General features: G+C 68.3%; 17 protein-coding genes and 1 pseudogene. 10 read left to right on the top strand and 8 right to left on the bottom strand.

What is annotated here, in order from left to right; genetic code table 11:
- The 4 genes from X946_RS26485 to X946_RS26470 all read left to right on the top strand — a co-directional run.
- A partial coding sequence (locus tag X946_RS26485; RefSeq protein ID WP_152611829.1) for a thioesterase domain-containing protein occupies positions 1 to 1198 on the top strand: 1198 nt, incomplete at its 5' end.
- Positions 1195 to 2253: a GntG family PLP-dependent aldolase gene (locus tag X946_RS26480; protein ID WP_038754037.1), complete on the top strand. Its 1059-nt coding sequence runs from the start codon at positions 1195 to 1197 to the stop codon at positions 2251 to 2253. The genes X946_RS26485 and X946_RS26480, both read left to right, overlap by 4 nt.
- Positions 2254 to 2416: 163 nt before the next feature.
- Positions 2417 to 3634, top strand: a complete 1218-nt coding sequence (locus tag X946_RS26475) for an MDR family MFS transporter (RefSeq protein WP_009927591.1) — start codon at positions 2417 to 2419, stop codon at positions 3632 to 3634.
- Positions 3635 to 3732: 98 nt separating this feature from the next.
- Complete coding sequence (locus X946_RS26470; RefSeq protein ID WP_161788705.1) at positions 3733 to 6048, top strand: penicillin acylase family protein; 2316 nt, start codon at positions 3733 to 3735, stop codon at positions 6046 to 6048.
- Between the two features lie 265 nt (positions 6049 to 6313).
- Here the strand turns inward: X946_RS26470 and X946_RS26465 are convergent, their stop codons facing one another.
- Positions 6314 to 7669: a sigma-54 interaction domain-containing protein gene (locus tag X946_RS26465; protein WP_038754032.1), complete on the bottom strand. Its 1356-nt coding sequence runs from the start codon at positions 7667 to 7669 to the stop codon at positions 6314 to 6316.
- Positions 7670 to 7928: 259 nt separating this feature from the next.
- Between X946_RS26465 and X946_RS26460 the strand changes: the two genes are divergently transcribed.
- From X946_RS26460 to X946_RS26450, 3 genes are read left to right on the top strand one after another with little or no spacing between them, the layout of a single operon-like run.
- Positions 7929 to 8822 (top strand): MBL fold metallo-hydrolase, encoded by an 894-nt coding sequence (locus tag X946_RS26460; protein WP_038754029.1) that lies wholly within the window; start codon positions 7929 to 7931, stop codon positions 8820 to 8822.
- Between the two features lie 49 nt (positions 8823 to 8871).
- Positions 8872 to 10542, top strand: a complete 1671-nt coding sequence (locus X946_RS26455; protein ID WP_038754026.1) for a bifunctional protein tyrosine phosphatase family protein/NAD(P)/FAD-dependent oxidoreductase — start codon at positions 8872 to 8874, stop codon at positions 10540 to 10542.
- Positions 10543 to 10581: 39 nt separating this feature from the next.
- Positions 10582 to 11388 carry a sulfite exporter TauE/SafE family protein gene (locus X946_RS26450; RefSeq protein ID WP_038754023.1) on the top strand — a complete coding sequence of 269 codons (807 nt, stop codon included), beginning with the start codon at positions 10582 to 10584 and terminating at the stop codon, positions 11386 to 11388.
- A gap of 244 nt (positions 11389 to 11632) precedes the next feature.
- Here the strand turns inward: X946_RS26450 and X946_RS26445 are convergent, their stop codons facing one another.
- The 4 genes from X946_RS26445 to X946_RS26430 form a co-directional block, all read right to left on the bottom strand.
- Positions 11633 to 12451, bottom strand: a complete 819-nt coding sequence (locus X946_RS26445) for an ABC transporter permease subunit (protein WP_038754020.1) — start codon at positions 12449 to 12451, stop codon at positions 11633 to 11635.
- A complete protein-coding gene (locus X946_RS26440) occupies positions 12448 to 13377 on the bottom strand; it encodes an ABC transporter permease subunit (protein ID WP_038754017.1) in 930 nt (309 codons plus the stop codon). The genes X946_RS26445 and X946_RS26440 overlap by 4 nt, the downstream gene beginning before the upstream one ends.
- Positions 13374 to 14534 carry an ABC transporter ATP-binding protein gene (locus tag X946_RS26435; RefSeq protein ID WP_038754014.1) on the bottom strand — a complete coding sequence of 387 codons (1161 nt, stop codon included), beginning with the start codon at positions 14532 to 14534 and terminating at the stop codon, positions 13374 to 13376. The genes X946_RS26440 and X946_RS26435 overlap by 4 nt, the downstream gene beginning before the upstream one ends.
- A 90-nt stretch (positions 14535 to 14624) precedes the next feature.
- Positions 14625 to 15719 carry a polyamine ABC transporter substrate-binding protein gene (locus tag X946_RS26430; protein ID WP_038754011.1) on the bottom strand — a complete coding sequence of 365 codons (1095 nt, stop codon included), beginning with the start codon at positions 15717 to 15719 and terminating at the stop codon, positions 14625 to 14627.
- Positions 15720 to 16105: 386 nt separating this feature from the next.
- Here X946_RS26430 and X946_RS26425 point away from each other — a divergent pair, with 386 nt between their 5' ends.
- Positions 16106 to 17410: an Nramp family divalent metal transporter gene (locus X946_RS26425; protein ID WP_038754007.1), complete on the top strand. Its 1305-nt coding sequence runs from the start codon at positions 16106 to 16108 to the stop codon at positions 17408 to 17410.
- A 238-nt stretch (positions 17411 to 17648) separates the two neighbouring features.
- A complete protein-coding gene (locus X946_RS26420; protein WP_038754004.1) occupies positions 17649 to 17852 on the top strand; it encodes a DUF1289 domain-containing protein in 204 nt (67 codons plus the stop codon).
- Between the two features lie 128 nt (positions 17853 to 17980).
- On the opposite strand, the gene X946_RS26415 is transcribed toward X946_RS26420, so the two are convergent.
- The 3 genes from X946_RS26415 to X946_RS26405 form a co-directional block, all read right to left on the bottom strand.
- On the bottom strand, positions 17981 to 18625 hold the full coding sequence (locus X946_RS26415; RefSeq protein ID WP_038754002.1) for an OmpW/AlkL family protein: 645 nt from the start codon (positions 18623 to 18625) through the stop codon (positions 17981 to 17983).
- 72 nt (positions 18626 to 18697) lie between these two features.
- On the bottom strand, positions 18698 to 19888 hold the full coding sequence (locus X946_RS26410; protein ID WP_038754043.1) for an NAD(P)H-dependent flavin oxidoreductase: 1191 nt from the start codon (positions 19886 to 19888) through the stop codon (positions 18698 to 18700).
- A gap of 151 nt (positions 19889 to 20039) precedes the next feature.
- Positions 20040 to 21476 carry an aldehyde dehydrogenase family protein gene (locus X946_RS26405; protein ID WP_038753999.1) on the bottom strand — a complete coding sequence of 479 codons (1437 nt, stop codon included), beginning with the start codon at positions 21474 to 21476 and terminating at the stop codon, positions 20040 to 20042.
- A 79-nt stretch (positions 21477 to 21555) separates the two neighbouring features.
- Here X946_RS26405 and X946_RS26400 point away from each other — a divergent pair.
- A pseudogene (locus tag X946_RS26400) lies at positions 21556 to 22523 on the top strand (porin); the annotation flags it as partial.
- Positions 22524 to 22677 lie beyond the last annotated feature (154 nt).

Genomic DNA, 22677 nt, shown 5'->3' with positions numbered 1-22677 from the left:
CGCCTACATGATCCCCGCCGCGTTCGTCTTCCTCGACGCCCTTCCCCTCACTCCCAACGGCAAGCTCGACCGCAAGCGGCTTCCCGTGCCTGACGATGCGCGCGCGTCGTCGCGCGACAGCGAACCGCCTCGCGGCCCGACCGAAACGGCCGTCGCCGCCGCGTGGCAGACGCTGCTCGATTACGCGCCCGTCGGCCGGCACGATCACTTCTTCGAAATGGGCGGCCATTCGCTGACGGCGCTCAAGCTGCTCGACCACCTGGCGAAGCGCTTCGCCGTGCCGTTGACGGCGGCGATGCTGTTTCGCAGCCCGAGCATCGAGCAGCTCGCGCGCGAAATCGACGCCGCCCGCACCGGGCACGACGTCGAGCCGCCCGTCGAGCGGTTCCGCGACGGCGCCGCCGCCGTCGCGCCGCTGCTGCTCGTGCCGCCCATCGGGGGCTCGTCGCTCTGCTACGGCGACCTCGTCAACGCGCTCGACTATCCCGGCGTCGTCTGGGGCTGTCAGCAGACGCGCGAGATCGTCGCCGCGGAAACGACGGGCAGCGCGGCCGGGCTCGCCGCGCTCTACGCGCGCGCATGGCTCGAGCGCGCCGAGCACGCGGAGGTTTGCCTGCTCGGCTGGTCGTTCGGCGGCGTCGTCGGCTTCGAGATGGCGGGCGAACTCGAGAAGCACGGCGTGAAGGTGCGCTGGCTCGGACTCATCGACACGCACCTGTCCGTGCCCGGCGGCGAAACGCTCGGCCGCCAGGCGCTCGCGACCTTCGCGCTCGATCTCGGCTTCGCCGCCGACGAGCTCGCGCAATGGAAGCATCTCGTGCCCGACGGCGACATCGACGGCGAAGAAAGCGACGCGCTGCGGCACCTGTGGACGATCGGCCGCGACACCGGCCGCCTGCCGGCCGCGATCACGCTCGACGAGCTGACCGAACGCTACCGGATCACGGCGGCGAACCTGCGCCGGCTCGCCGGCTACCTGCCGCGGCCCGCGTGGCAAGGCCCCGCCGACTACTTTCTGGCCGCGCGGGACGCCCAAGCGGCAGCCGCGCGCCGATCCGCCGACGTCTGGCGCACGCGGCTGCCCGAGCTCGCCGTCACCGACGTCGACGCGGACCATTTTTCCATCGTCAAGAGCCGGCACGCGCAAGCGATCGCGCGGCTCGTCACGCTAAAACTCGAGGAGCTGATTCCAGCATGAGCGGCAAACCCATCCAATTCGACTTCCTGAGCGACACCGTCACCCTGCCCACGGCAGCCATGCGCCAGGCGATGTACGAGGCCGACGTCGGCGACGACATCTATGGCGAAGACCCCAGCACCAACCGGCTCGAATCGTATGCGGCCGACCTGCTCGGCAAGGAGGCCGCCTGCTGGCTGCCGTCCGGCACGATGGCCAATCTGAGCGCGATTCTCGCGCAGTGCGAGCGCGGCAGGGAACTGTTCGTCGGCGACGATTCCGACCTTTACAACTACGAGGCGGGGGGAGTGTCCGTGGTCGGCGGCATCGTCCTGCACCCGCTCGCGACGAACGCGCGCGGCGAAATTCCGCTCGACGCGCTGCAAGGCGCGCTGCGCGACGCCGACGACACGCAGTGCGCGCCGCCCGGCATCGTGGCGATCGAAACGCCTCACGTGCGCACGGGGGGCACCCCGCTGTCGCTCGACTATCTGCACGCGCTGCGCGCGTTCTGCGACGCGCACTGCCTTGCGCTCCATATCGACGGCGCGCGCGTGTTCAATGCGGCGATCGCGCTCGGCGTCGACGCGAAGCGCATCGCCGCATACGGCGACACGCTGCAATTCTGCCTATCGAAAAGTCTCGCCGCGCCCGCGGGCTCGATCGTCGTGTCCGATCGCGACACGATCGCGCGCGTGCGCCGCTGGCGCAAGCTGCTCGGCGGCGGCATGCGGCAGATCGGCGTCGTCACGGCCGCCGGCGAAGTCGCGCTGCGCACGATGGTCGAGCGCCTCGCCGACGATCACGCGCACGCGCGGCGCCTCGCCGACGGCCTGGCCGCGATCGACGGCATCGAGCTCGCGCACGAGCGCGTGCAAACCAACATGGTGTTCTTCAAGGTCCGGCACGCGTCGCTCGACCAGCGCGGCTTTCTCGGCGCGCTCGCGGCGCGCGGCGTTCGAATGGCGGAGCTCGGCCACGGCAACATCCGCGCCGTGACGCACTACCACCATTCGGCGCACGACATCGACCGCACGCTCGCGATCGTGCGTGAAATCCTGTCGGGCGAAAGCTGACGCTTCGCCGACGCCAAGCTTACGCAACCACAAAAACGCTGAGTACAATACCGGACCTGCGGCACGGCGCACGCTCGCGCGACGGCGCATGCGCCGCATCGCGCGAGCGTGCGCCGCCTCGGTACGGCACGGCCGGTCCTCAACGGTTTTCGATGAGACATACATGAGTCAAGCAAAGGCAAGACACCCGCTCCTCGTCTGGCTGCTGATCGTCGGCACCGGCTTCGTCGTGATGGCGCGCGCGATGAGCCTGCCGTTTCTGGCGATCTACCTGCACGAACGGATGGGGCTCGACGCGGCGACGATCGGCCTGCTGCTCGGCACGGGCGCGCTCGTCGGCACGTTCGGCGGCTTCTTCGGCGGCCATCTGTCCGACGTGCTCGGCCGGCGCAAGGTGCTGACCGGCTGCCTGCTCGTATCGAGCCTGTCGTTCGCCGCGCTTCATTTCGCGGCCGACGCGTGGCAGGTCTTCGTGATCAACCTCTTCATCAATCTCGCGAGCTCGTTCTACGATCCGGTCTCGAAAGCGACCATCAGCGACAATCTGCCGCCCGAGCAGCGGCTGCGCGCATTCGCGCGGCGCTACGTGGCGATCAACATCGGCTTCGCGATCGGGCCGCTGCTCGGCGCGTCGCTCGGCCTGCTCGACAAATCCCCCGTGTTCCTCATCACGGGCGCCGTCTACCTGCTGTTCTCGATCGCGATCTACGCGATCACGGCCCGGCTCGTGTTCGGCCGCGCGCCGCACGAAGCGGCCGCCTCCGAGTTGCCGCTCGCCGCGAAGCTGCGCGTCATCGGCACCGACCGGCGCCTCGTCCTCTTCACCGCGGGCAGCATGCTCGCGATCGCCGTGCACGGCGAAATGTCGGTCACGTTCTCGCAATACCTGATCGGCGCGTTCGACGACGGGCTCAAGATGTTCGCCTGGCTGATGAGCACGAACGCGATCACGGTCGTCTTGAGCCAGCCGTTGCTGAACCGCATCGGCGAACGGCGCGGACCGTTCACGTCGCTCACGCTCGGCGCGATCCTGCTCGCGATCGGCGCGGCCGGCTTCGCGAATTCGCCGAACATGATCGCGCTCGTCGTGTCGATGGTCGTCTTCACGTGGGGCGAAGTGCTGCTGATCCCGTCGGAATACGCGGTCCTCGACAGCATCACGCCCGAGCCGCTGCGCGGCATCTATTACGGCGCGCATTCGCTCAGCAACGTCGGCAACCTGCTCGGGCCCTGGCTTGGCGGCCTCGTGCTGCTGCACTACGGCGGCGCCGCCATGTTCTACGGCATGGGCTTCATCGCGCTGCTCAGCCTGCTCACGTTCGCCGTCGGCTCGCAGATCAAGCCCGCGCCGGCGGGCCGGCTCGAAGTCCAGAACCGCTGACGGCCCCGCCCGCCGGCGCGTCGCGCCTCGAGCCGCGCCGCAAGTCGCGCCTCGAGCGCATGTCCGCGGCCTCGTCCGCCCCTCTTCCGGTGTCGATCATGAACGTCAGCAGAACCCTTCGCGCCGCGTTGTGCTTCGCATCGGCCCGCGCCCGGCGGCCGTTCTACCGGCTGGCCGAGGGCCGTCCCGTCGAGCTCGCGTATCGCGACGCGCGCGTGTCGATCACGCGCGGCCGGTCGGGCGTGCCGTGCATCGTCGCGCGCTCGGAGCCCGCCGTCTATTTCGGGCAAGGCTACGCGATGGCGCTCGATCGCCTCTGGCAAATGGACATCCTGCGCCGCGAAGCGGCAGGACGCCTCGCCGAAATCCTCGGCGCGCCCGCGCTGCCGCTCGACCGTTATCACCGCACGCTGCGGCTCGACCACTACGCGGCCGAATCGGCACGGCTCGTCGGGGCCGACGCCAGCCTGTCGCTGTCGGCTTTTTGCGACGGCGTGAACGCCGCGATCGAGCGGCTCATGCGCGATCGCGTCCGTCGCCCGGTCGAATTCGACCTGCTCGGCTATTCGCCCGAACCGTGGCGGCCGGACGACACGTTCGCCGTCCTGAAGCTGATGGCGCTGCAACTCGGCATGAACGCGAAATACAAGGCGCTCATGCACGAGCTCGGCCGCGCGTTTCGCGCCGACGCGGTCGACGCGCTCGGCGCCCGGACGACGGTTCACGACTACGCGACGCTGACGGGCGCCGCGCTCGCGCGCGATGCGGCCGACGTGCCGATCCGCGCGTGCGGCCACACCGTCGATCTGAGCGCGCTGCTGCCCGTGCTCGGCCAGGCGAGCGCGACGGGATCGAACGCATGGGTGGTGAGCGGCCGGCACACGCAAAACGGCTATCCGATCCTGTGCAACGACCCGCATCTGCCCTTCATGCTGCCCGCGATCTTCCATCAGGCGCGACTGCGCTGCATGGACCCCGACAACCGCTTCGACGCATCCGGCGTCAACGTGCCCGGCCTGCCCGGATTCATTTCCGGGCACAACGCGGACATCGCATGGGGAATCACGAACTCGCAGCTCGACGTGCAGGACTTGCTGGTCGTCGATTCGTCGACGGCCGCCGGGCTGTATCCTGCGTTCGAACCCGGCGTGCACGAAGCCGAGATTCGCGTGCGCGGCGGCGGCACGGTTGCCGTGAGCGCGCATTTCACGCGCCTCGGGCCGAGCGTCGACGCGTTCTGCCGCCACGACGGCGAACGCGACGCGCGCCGGCACGTCGTGCTCGCGTGGAGCGGGCTGCTCGCCGCGCCCGACGTGCGCGGCCTGCTCGGGGTGACGAAGGCGCGCGACTGGTCGAGTTTCAGGCATGCGCTCGCCGACATTCAGAGCCTGTCGCTGAATTTCATGTTCGCGGCGCGCGGCGGCGACATCGGCTTCAAGACGGTCGGACGCGTGCCGCGCCGCCGCGCCGGCCTCACGCACACGCTCGCATCCAACGATTGGGACGGCTTCATCGAATTCGATGCGCTTCCCGAGGTGCTCAATCCGCCGAGCGGCATCATCGTCAACTGCAACAATCCGATCGCCGACGAGCGCGACGACGCTGCGCTCACGCTGCTCTGGAACCCGAGCTTCCGCGCATGGCGCGTCGACGCGCTGCTGAAGGCGAAGTCGACGTGGACCGTGGACGACATGCAAGCCGTGCTCGGCGACACGGCCAATCTTCACGCCCGGCAGTTGCTGCCGATGCTGCTGCCGCTCCTCGACGCACATGCGGCGCGCGCGGGGGAGCGCGTCGCGCAAGCGGTGGCGCTGCTTCGCGCGTGGGATTGCCGCGACGAACGCGCGTCGCCCGCCGCGCTCGTCTGGCACCGCTTCTTCAAGGCGCTCGCGACGGCGATCTACGGGCCGCGATTCGAGCCGTATCGCGCCTATTTCGAGAACGGCGCGCTGGCGACGACGCGCCTCGTCTCGCGCGCGCTGCGCGGCGAGCCGTCGCCATGGATTCCGGCCCCGGCCGCGGTCGGGTCGATCGTCGCCGCCGCATTCGACGACACGCTCGAATCGCTGCGCGCACTCGCCGATCGGCCGACATGGGGCCGGCACCACCGGCTCGGCTTCGCGCATCTGCTGTCGGCCGCGCTCGGGCCGCTGCGCCGCTGGACGGACATCCCGGCCGCCGAGCGGCACGGCAGCGAAATGACCGTCTCGCTCAATGCCGGCAGCCCGCGCGTGATCGAAGGCGCCGTGTGGAGCATGGCGGCATCGTTCGACGCATCGTCGAGCTTCAGCCGGAGCACGCTGCTGCCCGGGCAAAGCGGCGATTTCCGCAGCCGCTGGTATGCCGACCAGTTCGACGCGACCGCCGGCGACGGCGGCAAGCTCGTCGAATTCACGCGCATCGACGCCGCCTGAACGCGACGGAAAGCGACGGATAGCGGCAGGAACCGGCGACGAGGCGCGACGGCGGTCGCATTCGACGTGCGGGCTTTCTCGCTTTCTCGCTTTCTCGCTTTCTCGTGTTCTCGCTTTCTCGTGTTCTCGCGTTCTCGTGTTCTCGTGTTCTCGCGCGCTTTCACGCGCTCACACCGAACGATCGTCGATGCGCGATCGGCCCACCGTCGCCCCGCGAACGAGCCGCGCCCGCATTGCGCCCCGCCCGCACGCGGACCGGCCGGTCTCACGCATCCCGCGTCGCGATCCCGAGCGCGCGCAGCCGCCGGTACAACGTGCGCTCGCTCATCCCGACGCGCTCGGCGAGCGCGCGCCGCGTGCCGTCGAACGCGCGCGCGATCCGCGCGAGCTCGTCGTCGGACAGCTTCGCCGGCGCGCCGGGCCCCGCCGGCGCTTCGCCCGCGCGCGCGACTTCGTCGGGCAGATGCTCGACGCGAATCACGCCGTCGTCGGCGAACAGGCACGCGCGATCGAGCACGTTGCGCAGCTCGCGGATGTTGCCCGGCCACGCGTACGCTTCGAGCCGCGCGAGCGCTTCCGGCGCGACCGCGAAGCGCTGCCCGGCTGCAGGCACGAGCGCCGCGATCCGGCGCAGGATCGAATCGACGAGGAGCGGAATGTCGCCCGGGCGCTCGCGCACGGCGGGCAGCGGAATCGGATACGCGCTGATCCGGTAGTACAGGTCCTGCCGGAACCGGCCGTCGCCGATCATCTCCTTGAGCGGCTTGTGAGTCGCCGCGACGAGCCGGAAATCCGCGCGCAGCACCTCGACGCCGCCCACCCGCCGGAACGTCCCCGATTCGATGAGGCGCAGCAGCTTCACCTGCATCGGCGGCGGCACGTCTCCGATCTCGTCGAGAAACAGCGTGCCGCCCTGCGCGGTTTCGACGAGGCCGGGCTTGCGCGCGGTCGCGCCGGTGAACGCGCCCTTCTCATAGCCGAACAGCTCGCTTTCGAACAGCGTCTCGGCGATCCCCGAGCAATCGACGACGACGAACGGCTCCGTCGGGCGCGCGCTCGCTTCGTGCAGCGCGCGCGCGAACAGCTCCTTGCCGGTGCCCGATTCGCCGAGCAACAGCACCGGCAGCATCGACGGCGCGACGCGCTGCAGCGCGGACAGCGCCGCGTTGAACGCCTCCGAGCCGCCGACGAGCCCCTCGCCGCTCGGCTTGGCCGACGCGCTGCGCACGGTCGTCAGGCGCTCGACGTATGCGATCACCGCGCCCTGCGCGTCGAAGATCGGCCGCAGCTCGACGTCGACGTGCTCGGGCCCGCGCGGCGTGTGATGGATGTGCAGCACGCGGTTCAGGCCGCGCGATTCGCTCGCCTGCTTCATCGGGCAGTGCTCGCCCGCCTGGTCGCACGGCACGTCGTAGTGATGCGAGACCTGGTAGCAGCGGCGCCCGACGTGCGCCTCGCCGGCAATGCCGAATTGCCGCTGATACGCGGTATTCGCGGCAAGTATCCGGTATGACGGATCGAGCACGATCATCGGCTGCGGGTCCTGCTCGAGGTAAGAGACGAGCGCGCCCACGTCGGGCGGCGCAGCGGGAACGATCGGGATGACGTCGTGCTGATCCATGCATTGGGCTCCGGCAGCGCGGCCAACGGCCGCGTCGACTGCCAATTCTGCCATCAGACTGCCAACCATGGCAGCGAACCGCGACGAACGCCGCTTCGGCGGCGGCGCGCCTTGCCGGACGTCTGCGCAAAACACGATTTGAATCAAGTACCTGCGCGCGGCGATCGGCAATGCTATCTGCTTGGCACGGTTCTTGTTCAAATGATCGCCAACTCGATGATTCGGCTCCAGGAGAAACCTCGTGACAACAGCGTCCACGATGACCGTCGAAGGCTTTTTCGATCCGGCGACGTGCACCATCAGCTACCTGCTGCTCGATCCCGGCAGCGGCGAATGCGCGCTGATCGACAGCGTGCTCGACTACGATCCGAAATCCGGCCGCACGCGCACGGCGAACGCGGACCAGCTGATCGCGCGCGTGCAGGCGCTCGGCGCGCGCGTGCGCTGGCTGCTCGAGACGCACGTGCACGCCGACCATCTGTCGGCCGCGCCGTACCTGAAAGCGCACGTCGGCGGCGAGATCGCGATCGGCCGTCACGTGACGCGCGTGCAGCACGTGTTCGGCAAGCTGTTCAACGCGGGAGCCGCGTTCGCGCACGACGGCAGCCAGTTCGACCGCCTGCTCGACGACGGCGACGCGCTCGCGCTCGGCGCGCTCACGATCCGCGCGATGCACACGCCGGGCCACACGCCCGCGTGCATGACCTACGTCGTGACCGACGCGCGCGCGGCGCACGAGGCAAACGGCGCGCACGAGGCGGCCGCCTTCGTCGGCGACACGCTGTTCATGCCCGACTACGGCACCGCGCGCTGCGACTTCCCCGGCGGCGACGCACGCACGCTCTACCGGTCGATCCGCAAGGTGCTGAGCCTGCCGCCCGGCACGCGCCTCTACATGTGCCACGACTACCAGCCGAACGGCCGCGCGATGCAGTACGTGAGCACCGTCGCCGACGAGCTGAGCGAGAACGTCCACATTCGCGAAGGCGTCACCGAAGATGACTTCGTCGCGATGCGCACCGCGCGCGACGCGACGCTCGACATGCCGGTGCTGATGCTGCCTTCGGTGCAGGTCAACATGCGCGCGGGACGCCTGCCGGAGCCCGAGGACAACGGCGTGCGCTACCTGAAGATCCCGCTCGACGCGATCTGAGCCTGCCCGCCTTCCCCAACGACGACACGACACACACGACACGCCAACCATGGACATCCGCAAGCTGACCGACACGCTGTCGGTCTCCCCCCAGCTCGTCGCCGGCGATCTGCCCGCGATCGCGCAAGCCGGTTTTCGCACGATCATCTGCAACCGGCCCGACGGCGAAGGCCCGGACCAGCCGACCGTCGCCGAGATCGAGGCCGCCGCGAGGCCGTTCGGCATCGCGGTCCGCTATCTGCCCGTCGATTCGGGCAAGGTCACCGATTCGCAGGGCGAACAGTTCGGCGCGCTCCTCGGCACGCTCGGCGCGCCCGTGCTCGCGTACTGCCGCACCGGGATGCGCTCGGCGACGCTCTGGGGGCTGTCGCAGGCCGGCCTGCGGCCGCTGAACGACATCGTCGCCGCGGGCCGCGCGGCCGGCTACGACCTCGCCGCGCTCGGCCGCCGGATCATGCAGCGCAGCCAGGGCGCGATCACGCAGACGGTCGAGGCGAGCCACGACATCGTGATCGTCGGCGCGGGCGCGGCGGGGCTCGCGGTCGCGTCGAGCCTGCTCGCGCGCGAGCCCTCGCTCGATGTCGCCGTCATCGATCCGGCCGACACGCACTACTACCAGCCCGGCTGGACGATGGTCGGCGCGGGCGTGTTCCAGCCGCAGACGACCGCCCGCGACATGGCGGCCGTGCTGCCGCGCGGCGTGCACTGGATCAAGGCCGCCGTCGCCGCGTTCGAGCCCGATGCGCATACGGTCGTGCTCGACGGCTGCAGGCGCGTGCGCTACCGGCAGCTCGTCGTCTGCCCGGGGCTGAAGCTCGACTGGCACGGCATCGACGGCCTGCCCGAGACGCTCGGCAAGAACGGCGTCACGTCGAACTACCGTTATGACCTCGCGCCGTACACGTGGCAGCTCGTGCGCGAATTCGCCGGCCGCCGCGCGCTCTTCACGCAGCCGCCGATGCCGATCAAGTGCGCGGGCGCGCCGCAAAAGGCGATGTACCTGTCGGCCGACCATTGGCGGCGCACGCATCGCCTCGAGCGCATCGACATCGAGTTCTTCAACGCGGGCGCGGCGCTCTTCGGCGTCGCCGATTACGTGCCCGCGCTGATGGAATACGTGAAGCGCTACGATATCGCGCTGAACTTCGGCCACAACCTGACGGCGATCGACGGCGCACGCAAGCTCGCGACGTTCGCGCGCACGCTGCCGGAAGGCGGCGTCGAGGCCGTCACGCGCGAATTCGACATGATCCACGTCGTGCCGCCGCAAAAAGCGCCCGACTTCGTCCGCGCGAGCCCGCTCGCCGACGCGGCCGGCTGGGTCGACGTCGATCCGGCGACGCTGCGGCACAAGCGCCACGCCGACGTATTCGCGCTCGGCGACGTAACGAACACGACCAACGCGAAAACCGCGGCCGCCGCGCGCAAGCAGGCGCCCGTCGTCGCGCACAACGTGCTCGCCGCGCTCGGCAAGGCCCAAGGCGACGCCGCCTACGACGGCTACGGCTCGTGCCCGCTCACGGTCGAGCGCGGCAAGATCGTGCTCGCCGAGTTCCTGTACGGCGGCAAGCTCGCGCCGACCTTCCCCGCGTGGCTCATCGACGGCAAGCGCCCGTCGCGGCTCGCGTGGCTGCTCAAGGAGCGGCTGCTGCCGCCCCTCTACTGGCAGGCGATGCTCAAGGGCCGCGAATGGCTCGCCAAGCCCGAGATCGTCGGCTGACGGCCGCGCTTCGATGACCATCGACCGGAACGACGCAGCATGTTGATTTCTCTGGTGCTCGGCAGCATCGTCGGCGCGGTGCTGGGGCTGACGGGCGCGGGCGGCGGCATTCTCGCCGTGCCGGCGCTCGTCGTCGGAATGGGCTGGCCGATGCAGCAGGCGACGCCCGTCGCGCTCGTCGCGGTCGCGGGCAGCGCCGCGCTCGGCGCGTTCGAGGGCTTTCGGCGCGGCCTCGTCCGCTATCGCGCGGCGCTCCTGATGGCGGCGGCCGGCGTGCCGCTGACGACGCTCGGCGTGCGGCTCGCGCACGCGCTGCCGCAGCGCGTGCTGCTCGCGCTGTTCGCGCTCGTGATGCTGGCCGTCGCGGTGCGCCTGCTGCGCCACGCGCTCGCGCATGCGGCGGGCGCGCAGAGCCGCTCGCCGCTCTGCGTCGGCCGCATCGATCCCGGCACGGGGCGCCTCGTCTGGTCGTGGCCCGCCGGCATCGCGCTCGCGTCGACAGGCGCGCTGACGGGACTGATGACGGGCCTTCTCGGCGTCGGCGGCGGCTTCGTGATCGTGCCGATGCTGCGCAAGTTCACGAACGTGACGATGCACGGCATCGTCGCGACGTCGCTGATGGTGATCGCGCTCGTCGGCACGGGCGGCGTGATCGCGACGATCGCAAGCGGCACGCCCGCGCCGCTCGACGTCACGCTGTGGTTCACCGTGACGACCGCGCTCGGCATGGCGGCCGGCCGCTGGGTGTCGCGCCTCGTGTCCGCCCGGCATGTGCAGATGGGGTTCGCCGTCGCGCTCATGTGCGTCGCGGCCGGGCTCTTCGCGAAAGCCGCGCTCGGCGCCTGACGCGCGCGACCTAACGCGCGCGGCGCGGGACGTTCGCGGCGCACGCCCGCGACGATCGACGAAGGAGCGGCCACGCCGGCTCGCGCCGCAGACAAAAAAGCCCGTGCGGCATTCACCGCACGGGCACTTTCTCAGGACCTTTCCGCAGGCATCTTCCCGGACCGCCGTCAGGCCGACGCCACCGGCATCGGGCGGCGCGCGGCACGCCGGCACGCCGCATCCGCGCAGCGGGCGCGCCGGCGCGTCAGGCGGCCTCGGCCATCCGCTTGCGTTCCTGGCGCAGCATCACGTAGTTCGCGGCCACGACGCCGATCGTCACCGCGACGATGAAGAGCGTCGCGAGCGCGTTCATCTCGGGGTTGAGGCCGAGGCGCACGCGCGAGAACACGACGAGCGGCAGCGTCGTCGAGCCGGGGCCCGACAGGAACGCGGACAGCACCAGGTCGTCGATCGACAGCGTGAACGACAGCAGCCAGCCGGACACGAGCGCCTGCGAGATCAGCGGCAGCGTGATCGAGAAGAACACCCTGAACGGCGTCGCGCCGAGATCGAGCGCGGCCTCCTCGAGCGACGGGTTCAGCTCGCGCACGCGCGACTGCACGATGATCGCGACATACGAGATGCACAGCATCACGTGGCCGAGCCAGATCGTGAACATCCCGCGGCCGGCGGGCCACCCGAACCACTTGCCGAGCTCGATGAACAACAGCAGCAGCGAGATGCCCTGGATCACCTCGGGAATCACGAGCGGCGCGTTGATCATCCCGCTGTACAGCGCGAAGCCGCGAAAGCGGCCCATCCGCGCGAGCACGAAGCCCGCCCACGTGCCGATGAACACCGAAGCGAACGCGGTCATCGCCGCGATCTTCAGCGACAGCCACGCGGCCGCGATGAGCTCGTCGTCCTCGAGGAGCGCCGTGTACCAGCGCGTCGAGAAGCCTGACCAGACGGTGACGAGCTTCGACTCGTTGAACGAATAGACGACGAGGCTCGCGATCGGGATGTACAGGAAGCCGAAACCGATGGCAAGCATCAGCACCTGCAAATAGCGATTCGGCTTCATCGGCGGCGGCCCTCCTGCTCCTTCGCCTGGAAGTACTGGAACATCGCCATCGGCACGAGCAGCAGCAGCACCATCGCGCACGTCACGGCCGACGCCATCGGCCAGTCCGCGTTGTTGAAGAACTCGTTCCACATCACGCGACCGATCATCAGCGTGTTCGCGCCGCCGAGCAGCTCCGGAATCACGTATTCGCCGACGGCGGGAATGAACACGAGCAGGCAGCCCGCGATGATCCCGTTCCTCGACAGCGGCAGCGTGATCTGCACGAACGCCTTCCACGGCTTCGCGCCGAGATCGTACGCGGCTTCGAGCAGGCGCAAGTCCATCTTCACGAGGTGCGCGTAGAGCGGCATCACGAGGAACGGCAGGTACGAATAAACCATCCCGATGTAGACGCCGACGTTCGTGCGGTACAGCTCGATCGGCGTGCTGATGAGGCCCGTCCACATCAGAAAGTTGTTGAGCAGCCCGTTGTTCTTCAGGATGCCGATCCATGCGTACACGCGGATCAGGAACGACGTCCAGAACGGCAGCATCACCGCCATCATCAGGATGTTGCGCGTGCCCGGATTCGAGCGCGCGATGTAGTACGCCATCGGATAGCCGATCAGCAGGCACAGCAGCGTCGTGACCGCCGCGACGACGACCGAATTCACGTAGGTCGCGAAATACAGGCTGTCGCTGAAGAGGAACGCGTAGTGCTGCAGGTTCAGCTTGATGCCGAGCACGCCGTCCGCGAGCGACGTCAGCTCCGTGTACGGCGGAATGCCGAGCCGCAGCTCCGCGAAGCTGATCTTCACGACGAGGATGAACGGCACGAGGAAAAACAGCACGAGCCAGAAGAACGGGCCCGCGATCACGGCCGTTCTGCCCGTCAGGCCGAACTTCCTGACCGGCCACGCAAGCAGGGACGAAAGCGCGTTCATGACGTCAGCACCACGCCGGCGGCGGCGCTCCAGCGCACGTAGATTTCGTCGCCGTACGCGGGCGAATCGAGATCGGCGATCGCGAGGCTCGACACGTTTGCGATCACCGTCTTCCCGGAATCGAGCTTCACGTGATACAGCGAATAGCCGCCCATGTACGCGACGTTCGTGACGACGCCGTGGCCCCAGTTGTACGCGCCGTCGGCGGGCTTGCGCGTGAGCGCGATCCGCTCCGGGCGCACCGACACCGTGACAGGCATCCCGAGCGGGCCCGTGATCCCGTGGTTCACGTACAGCCGGCACGGCAGATCCGGCGATTCGATGAACACGTGATCGGGCTCGTCCTCGACGGTCACGCCCTCGAACAGGTTCGTCGAGCCGATGAACTCGGCGGAGAAGCGGCAGTTCGGATACTCGTAGACTTCGTGCGGCGTGCCGATCTGCACGATCTGGCCTTCGCTCATCACGGCTAGGCGGCTCGCCATCGTCATCGCCTCTTCCTGGTCGTGCGTGACCATGATGCAGGTGACGCCGACCTTCTCGAGAATGTTGACGAGCTCGATCTGCGTGCGCTGACGGATCTGCTTGTCGAGCGCCGACATCGGCTCGTCGAGCAGGAGCAGCTTCGGCCGCTTGACGAGCGAGCGCGCGAGCGCGGCCCGCTGCTGCTGGCCGCCCGAGAGCTGGTGCGGCTTGCGGCTCGCGTAGCGGGCCATCTGCACGAGCTCGAGCGCGTCGCGCACGCGCTCCTTCAGCTCGGCCTTCGGCACGCCTTCCTGCTTGAGGCCGAACGCGACGTTCGCCTCGACCGTCATGTGCGGGAACAGCGCGTACGACTGGAACATCATGTTCACGGGCCGCTTGTACGGCGGCATCTGCGCGAGGTCCTCGCCGTCGATCAGGATCTTGCCCGACGTGATCGTCTCGAGGCCGGCGAGCATCCGCAGCAGCGTGGACTTGCCGCACCCGGAGCTGCCGAGGAGCGCGAACAGCTCGCCCTTTCGCACGGTCAGCTCGACGTTGCGCACCGCGAAGGTCTCGCCGAACTTCTTGACGACGTCGATGATCTGGACAAAGTTTTCGGCGCGCTCGTCGGCGCCCGTCTGCGGCCCATAGGACGGCGCGCCCGCCACCGCCGCGCCCGACTGACTATTCATGATGTGCTGCTGTGCTCCTACGTTTGACGAACAAAGCCCCCGGGGGTACCAGGGGCTTCTCAAGGGTTGCTGCGATACGGCGCGTTCGCGTCAACGTCCCGATTTCAGCTCGGTCCACAGACGCGTTTGCAGGCGCTGGATCTCAGGCGGCAGCGGCTTGAGCAGGAACAGCGTCTTCACGACGTCCGGATGCGGGTAGACGGCCGGATCGTTCGCGACGTCCGCACGCACGTACTTGCGCGCTTCCGCGTTCGCGCTCGGGTAGTAGACCGCGTTCGTGATCGCCGCGTGAACCTTCGGATCTTCGATGTAGTTGATCCATTGCAGTGCGGCGTCCTTGTTCTTCGCGTCCTTCGGGATCGCCATCACGTCGAACCACACGGGCGCGCCGCCCTTCGGCACGTAGTACTCGACCTTGTACGGCTTCTTCGCCTCGAGCGCGCGGTGCTTCGCGATCACGACGTCGCCCGACCAGCCGAACGCGAAGCAGATGTCGCCGCCGACCATGTCGTTAATGTAGCCCGACGAGTTGAATTGCGTGATGTACGGGCGGATCTTCTTGAGCACCTGCATCGCGGCCTGGTAGTCGGCCGGGTTCGTGCTCATCGGATCTTTGCCGATGTAGTGGAGCGTCGCCGCGAACATCTGGTCGGGCGCGTCGAGCACCGACACGCCGCACGCCTTCAGCTTCGAGAGGTTCTCCGGCTTGAACAGGATGTCCCAGTTGTCGAGCGGCACCTTGCCGAGGATCTTCTGCGCCTTGTCGACGTTGTAGCCGAGGCCCGTCGTGCCGTACGCCCAGGGCACCACGTACTTGTTGCCCGGATCGGCGCCCGCGACGAGCGCCATCAGTTGCGGATCAAGATACTTGAGGTTCGGCAGCTTCGATTTGTCGAGCGGCGCGAAGATGCCGGCCTGGATCTGCTTGCCCGCGTAGTTGCTCGTCGGCACGACGATGTCGTAGCCCGAGTTGCCGGTCAGGAGCTTCGCCTGCAGCGTGTCGTCGCTGTCGTAGTTGTCATAGCGGACCTTGACGCCCGTCTGCTTCTCGAAGTTCGGGATCGTGTCCTTCGCAATGTAGTCCGACCAGTTATAGACGTTGAGCTGCGCATCCTTCGCCGCCGCCACCGATGCGCCCGCGCAGAGCGCAAGTGCCGTCAACCGGCCCGCCACCTTTGCCTTCATCCCGTATCTCCCTGATCGAACCGATTCGATCGCCGTCAGCCTCGCCGTCGCGGCGCGCCGTTTCGCGCCGCCCCTTGAAAACCCCGAAAGCTACCACTAATCCGCCCCTGCCACAAAAGTTTCCCGCCCTTGTCGTACAAACGGAACACATTTGCACTTTTCGATTGCACGGCGGGGCACCGCGACGCAGCAGGTGGGCGCAATTTTATCGGGTTATCGGCGCGTGTCCATCCTGAAAAATGGCCCGCGCGCGCCGAACGGATCACCTACCCTAAATTCAGGCGGCGCCCGTTCGTCGTTCCGAATAGAAGGACGGGCCGCCCGCCCGTTCGAACGCCGCGCCCGCGCTAAGCCGCACGCGGCGAACCGTTCGTCGGACCGCCAACATGAACAGTCATCCGCTCGCCGCCCGCCGCACGTCGTCGCGCCGTCCCTCCGCCGGCGGGCCGGGCGGCGGCCGCCGCTGGGCCACGTTCGTCGGCGCGGGCGTGCTCGTCGCCGTCGGCTACATGGACCCCGGCAACTGGGCGACCGCGCTCGCGGGCGGCGCGGGGTACGGCTACGCGCTTCTCGGCGTCGTTGTCGCCGCGAGCCTGATGGCGATGCTGCTGCAATGGCTCGCCGCCCGGATCGGCGTCGTGTCCGGACGCGATCTCGCGCAGCTCTGCCGCGAGCGCTTCGATCCGCGCGTGACCGTGCTGCTGTGGATCGCCGCCGAAATCGCGATCATCGCGTGCGACGTCGCCGAGGTCGTCGGCGCGGCGGTCGCGCTGCAGATGCTCTTCGGCGTGTCGCTGACCGCGGGCGTGCTGATGTCGGCGGTCGGCACGCTCGCGATGCTCGCGCTCGAGCGGCGCGGCCGGCGCTCGCTCGAGGCGGCGATCGCGTCGCTCATCCTCTTCGTCGGCCTCTGCTTCGTGATCGAGGTCGCGCTCGCGCGGCCCGACTGGCGAGCGGCGCTCGCGGGTACCGCGCCGTCGCCGCGGCTGCTGCGCGACGCCGGCATGCTGTGGCTCGCGGCGGGCATCCTCGGCGCGACCGTGATGCCGCACAACCTCTATCTGCACTCGATGCTCGTCAAGCACCACGCGACCGAGCGCGACGAGCAGTCGATCCGGCGCGCGCTGTTCGGCGTCAATCTCGACACGTTCGTGTCGCTCGGTTTCGCGTTCGTGATCAATGCGGCGCTTCTCATCGTCGCGGCGGCCGTGTTCCACGCAAGCGGCCACGGCGACGTCACCGATCTCGCCGACGCGCACCGGCTCATCGAGCCGCTCGTCGGCAACCGCTGGGCGGGCCTGTTGTTCGCCGCCGCGTTGCTCGCGTGCGGCCTGTCGGCGACGGTGACGGGCACGCTCGCCGGCCAGGCGGTCATGGAAGGCTTCCTGAAGCTCACGCTGCCGCGCTGGCAACGCGCGCTCCTCACCCGCGCGCTCGCGATCGGGCCCGCGCTCGCCGCGGTCGGCCTCTTCGGGCAGCACGGATCGAATCAGTTGCTCGTCGCGAGCCAGGTGGTGCTGAGCCTGCAGTTGCCGCTCGCGATGGTTCCGCTCGTCGTGTTCGCATCGAGCCGCGAGCTGATGGGCGGCTGGCGGGTCCGCGGCCTGCCGCTCGCGGCCGCATGGGCGTGCGCCGCCGTGATCCTGTTGCTGAACGGCGCGCTCGTCTGGCAGATCGTCGCCGCGGCGTGAGCGGGCGAAATCGGCTCGACTCGCACCGCTCGGACTCGGCCCGATTCGCATGCCGCCGGCGGCACTTCTTCGATGGGGCGTTCGGTTGCTCGATTCGAAAGTCGCGGCGAAATCGGCTGGACGTTTCGGTCTGGCCGCGGGCCTGCCCCGCCCGGATCGGCTTCGGCGGACGTTTCGCGCACATGCTTTAACATAGCGGCTTGCCGCTCGCGCGGCGATCACCGAATTCAACGCTCCGATGGCCTCGAATCTTCACGACAAACCCGACAGCCCCTGCATCGGCGTCTGCTCGACGCTCTTCGACGAAGTCTGCAAAGGCTGCGGACGCACGGCGCTCGAAGTCTCGAACTGGGTGTTCATGACCGAAGCCGAGAAACAGGCGGTCTGGGAGCGCATCACGCGCGAAGGCACCGCCATGCGCTTCCAGTACGACAAGCTATAGGCATACGCCGCGCCGCACATGCGGCGCACACATATTCGATCAGCATACCGAAACGAATCGGCACAAAAAAAGGACGGCACGCAAGAAGCCGTGCCGCCAACCCCAACACTTTTCGATTCTTTCGATACTTAGAACTTCATGCCGACGCCGACGCCCACGACGAGCGGATCGATGTTCAGCCGGCCGAGCGGCTGGCCGCCGAGCGTCGCGTCGGTGTGCATCCAGATCTTCTTCACGTCGACGTTGACGAACACCTTCTTCGTCACCTGAACGTCGACGCCGAACTGCAGCGCGGGGCCGAAGCTGTGATTGTTGATCCCGATTCCCTCGCCGCCCGCGTGCAGCCCGTTGTTGTAGAACAGCGTGTAGTTGATGCCCGCGCCGACATACGGACGCACCTTGCCGGCGTGGTTGAAGTGGTACTGCAGCAAGAGCGTCGGCGGCAGCACGCCGACGCCGCCGAGATCGCCGAGCGACGACGTGAGCTGATGCCGCGACGTGCCGAGAATCAGCTCGACGCCCAGGTAATCGCGAATCATGTAAGTGAAGTCGAGTTCGGGGACGATCGCATTGTTCACGCCCACGTTCAGCGCCGACAACGTATTGCTCGTGCGCTCGTCCGGCATGATGCTGATCCCGCGAACGCGCGCGATGATATCGCCTTGATTGATGCCCTCCCCGGGCGAAGCCGCATGCGACAGCGACGGAATCATCGCAAGGCCGGCTGCGCAGGCGATGGCGGTAGTGCAAGTACGAAGTGTTTGACGACGCATGATAAGGACCCCCTAAGAACAGGCCTCATTCTCAGGGGATGGTTCCCCACTTATATTGACCGACATCAAGTGTCACGCCAGCGAGAAAGTGGGGCGGTTTGTCGCAGGTTCCGGCGCAGTGCCCGTGAGCAGCAACTCGAGCAGGTCGCGCACGCTGCGAATCGCCTGCCCGAACGGCAGCGACTCGCGACCGCGGAAGAAGAGCCCATTCGCGACGTCGCCGCGCAATGCGGCGGCAAGACGCGTATCGATGCAGAAGTGGCCGAAGCGCTCGATGCCGTCGCGCAATCCGCACACGCTCAGGCATTCGAGCGCGGAAGGGCAGCGCTGCTTGAGCGCACCGATCTTCGCGCGGATGCGCGCCTCGTGCCGCAGATAGCGCTCGAGCCACGGCGTCTTCACCGCCCGCGCGGGCAGGCCCGTCACGCTCACGAATTCGACGATGTCCTCCGGCGTCGCATTCGCGAGCACGCGCTTGAAGTTCGGATGTGCGTCGCCCTCCTCCGTGACCGCGAACGGTGTGCCCACCTGCACGCCGTTCGCGCCTTCCGCGAGCGCCGCGCGCACTGCCTCGTGGCTGTTGATGCCGCCCGCGACAATGAGCGCAATGCGCTCGCGCTCGAGGCCGAGCGACGCGAACGTCTGCCGCGTTTCGTCGATGACGCGCGCGAACTCGAAGCGCGGATCGCTCATGTCATCGAGGCTCGTCACGCCGAGATGGCCGCCCGCATGCGCCGGATGCTCGATCACGATCGCATCGGGCAGGCGCCCCTTCTTCATCCACTTCTTCAGCACGAGCGCGATCCCGCGGCTGTCCGACAGAATCGGAATCAGCGCGATGTCGTGCCCCTGCGTCATGTCCGGCAGATCGAGCGGCAGCCCGGCGCCCATCACGATCGCGTCCGCGCCGAATTCGCACGCGATGCGCACGTAGTCCGCATGCGAGCGCACCGCCTTCATCACGTTGACCGCGATCATGCCGCGCCCTTCGCTCCACGTCTTTGCGCGCTGGATCTCGCGCGCGAGCGCTTCGAGATTGGCGGCCTCCATCGTCTCGCGATCAGGATGCAGCCGGCAGCGCTCGATCAGATCGGTATGGTGATGGCGCAAGTCGATGCTCGCGATCGTGCCGAGCGCGCCTTCGCGCGCGACGCTTCCGGCGAGCCGATGGGCGGAAATGCCGACGCCCATCCCGCCCTGCACGATGGGCAACAGCGAACGGCCGCGAATCCTGAGCGGCGGAAAAGGAATGGGACCGGTCATCGCAACCTCTCGATACGGCAGAAAGAGCTCGATGATCGGCGATTGCCGACGAAGCGCCTTGACCGTCGTCAAGAAAAACGGCATGCGTCCGCGCGGACGCATGCCGTGTCGTCACAAAAAGAGGTGCGCTCGATGCGTGCTTATGCGTCCGTCACGCGTTCTTATTCGGACGCAGCTGCATCGATTTGTATTCGAGATATTCCTCGAGCCCGTACACGCCGTTCTCGCGGCCGATCCCCGACTGTTTGAAACCGCCGAACGGCGCGGCCATGTTCCATGCGCCGCCGTTGATGTCGATCTGGCCCGTGCGAATGCGGCGCGCGACGCGCAACGCGCGCTCGTCGCTGCCCGACCACACCGCGCCGCCGAGGCCGTACGGCGAATCGTTCGCGATCCGCACCGCGTCGTCGTCGTCGCGATAGGTGATGATCGACAGCACGGGGCCGAAGATCTCTTCCTGCGCGATCGTCGCATCGGGCTTCACGCGGCCGAACACGGTCGGCTTCACGAAGAAGCCGCGCGCGATTCCCTCCGGCAGGCCGAGGCCGCCCGTGACAAGCTCCGCGCCTTCGTCGATGCCGCGCCGGATGTAATCCTGCACGCGCTCTTGCTGAACCGCCGACGCGAGCGCGCCGAGGCGCGTCGCGTCGGCGCGCGGATCGCCCGCCACGTAGGTTTCCGCGGCGGCCTTCGCGAGATCGCGCGCCTCCTCGTAACGCGATTCCGGCACGAGCATTCGCGTGTGCGCGGAGCACGTCTGGCCCGCGTTCAGATAGCACGCGGACACCGTGCCCTTCACCGCGGCCGCGAAATCGGCGTCGTCGAGAATCACCGACGCCGACTTGCCGCCCAGCTCGAGCGCGACGCGCTTCACGCCGGCCGCGGCGAGCTCGGCGACGCGCTTGCCCGCGCGCGTCGAGCCGGTGAACGACACCATGTCTACGCCGGCGTCGCTCGCGAGCGCTTCGCCGACGACGGGACCGTAGCCGCACACGAGGTTGAACACGCCGGCGGGCAGCCCGGCGTCGTGAATCGCTTCGGCGAGGATGAACGCATTGAGCGGCGCGACTTCCGACGGCTTGAGCGCAACCGTGCAGCCCGCCGCGAGCGCGGCCGCGACCTTCAGCGTGATCTGGTTGAGCGGGTAATTCCACGGCGTGATCGCCGCGACGACGCCGACGGGCTCCCGCACGACAAGCGAATTGCCGACCTGCTCCTCGAACGCGAACGTCTCGGCGAGCTTCGCATACGCGCCCCAGTTGTAGACCGGGCCGCCGACCTGGATCGCGCGCGACAGCTTGATCGGCATGCCGACTTCGCCCGTGATCGACTGCGCGAGCTCCTCGCTGCGCGCCTTCAGGTTGTCGGCGATCTTGTGCAGATAGCGGGCGCGCTCGGCGGGCGGCGTCGCGGCCCAGCCGTCGAACGCGGCGCGCGCGGCGGCGACGGCCGCCTTCGCGTCCTCCGCCGTGCCCTCGGGAATGCGGCCGATCACGGCCTCCGTGCCGGAGTCGATCACGTCGATCGCGCCCTTGCCCGCGCTCGGGCGCCACGTGCCGCCGATGTAGAACTGCTCGTAGGTTTTCATCGTGGTGTTCCTGTCTCCGTGGAATGCGGACATTCTACCCGTCGACGACGCGATCGACGCCCTCGCTCATGACGCGCGGATGACGGGCGCGGAGGATCTCGGCGGCGGCCTGAAGGCGATCTTCACGATCGAAAACGGCCTCAATCCGAACACCGGCGCGCTCGGACAAAACGGGCGCATGTTCGGACGCCAATCGTTCGTCGGATTCGCGAGCGCGCGATTCGGCACGATCACGATCGGCCGCCAGTACGACGCGCTCGTCGACGTCGCATGGCCCATCACCGCCAGCTATTCGTTCGGCAGTGTCTACGCGACGCCCGGCGACGTCGACAACTACGATACGTCGTCGCGCACGAGCAATGCGATCAAATACACGTCGCCCACGCTCGCGGGCTTCACGTTCGTCGGCATGTGTGCGCTCGGCGGCGTCGCCGGCGAGGCGGGCGCGGGTCAAACCTGGTCGGCCGGCCTGTCGTACGGCAACGGGCCGCTCAGCGTCGCGGGCGGCTATTTCCATGCGCAGAGCGCGTCAGCGCCGGGCAGGACGCGCGACGCATGGGCCGGCACGTCGGACGGCACGTTCGACGGCTCGCTCGTCAACGGCGCGTACGCGTCGGCCAAATCGATCGACACCGCGCGCGCCGCCGTGCAATACGCTTCGGGCCGTTCACGGCCGGCGTCGATTACAGCAATGCACGCCACAAGCCCGATGCGCTCTCGACGTTCCGCACGACCCAACGTTACGACACCGGGCGCGGATTCGCGAACTATCAGGCGACGCAGGCGCTGCTCGTCGGCATCGGATACCGCTACACGAAGGCGCGCGGCGATGCGAGCGCGGCCTATCACCCGGTGTCGGCGGGCGCCGATTACGTCCTGCCCAAGCGAACCGATCTGTATCTCGTCTGCGCGTGGCAACGCGCGACGGGCACGCAACGCACCCTCGACGGCGGCACGCAGCGCGCGCAGGCGTCGATCGGCTCGTACGGATACGGCGGCACCGACACGCAAAGCATCGTCAATCTCGGCATGCGGCATCGGTTCTGACGGGCGTCGGTTCTGACCGGCATCGGCGACGGCCGGCAACGCCGGTCGCGCAAAGAAAAAAGGTTCATCGCAGGAAACCGTGGAGGGTTTTCGAGCGATTGCATAATCTGACACCTGATTTTAAGGATGTCGGAGGAAGCAATTGCTCGATCGA

Source organism: Burkholderia sp. ABCPW 111 (genome assembly GCF_000773065.1).
GTDB classification, from domain to species: Bacteria; Pseudomonadota; Gammaproteobacteria; order Burkholderiales; family Burkholderiaceae; genus Burkholderia; species Burkholderia savannae.
The sequence above is the reverse complement of the archived record's forward strand: the minus strand, read 5'-3'. Positions and strand labels throughout refer to the sequence as shown.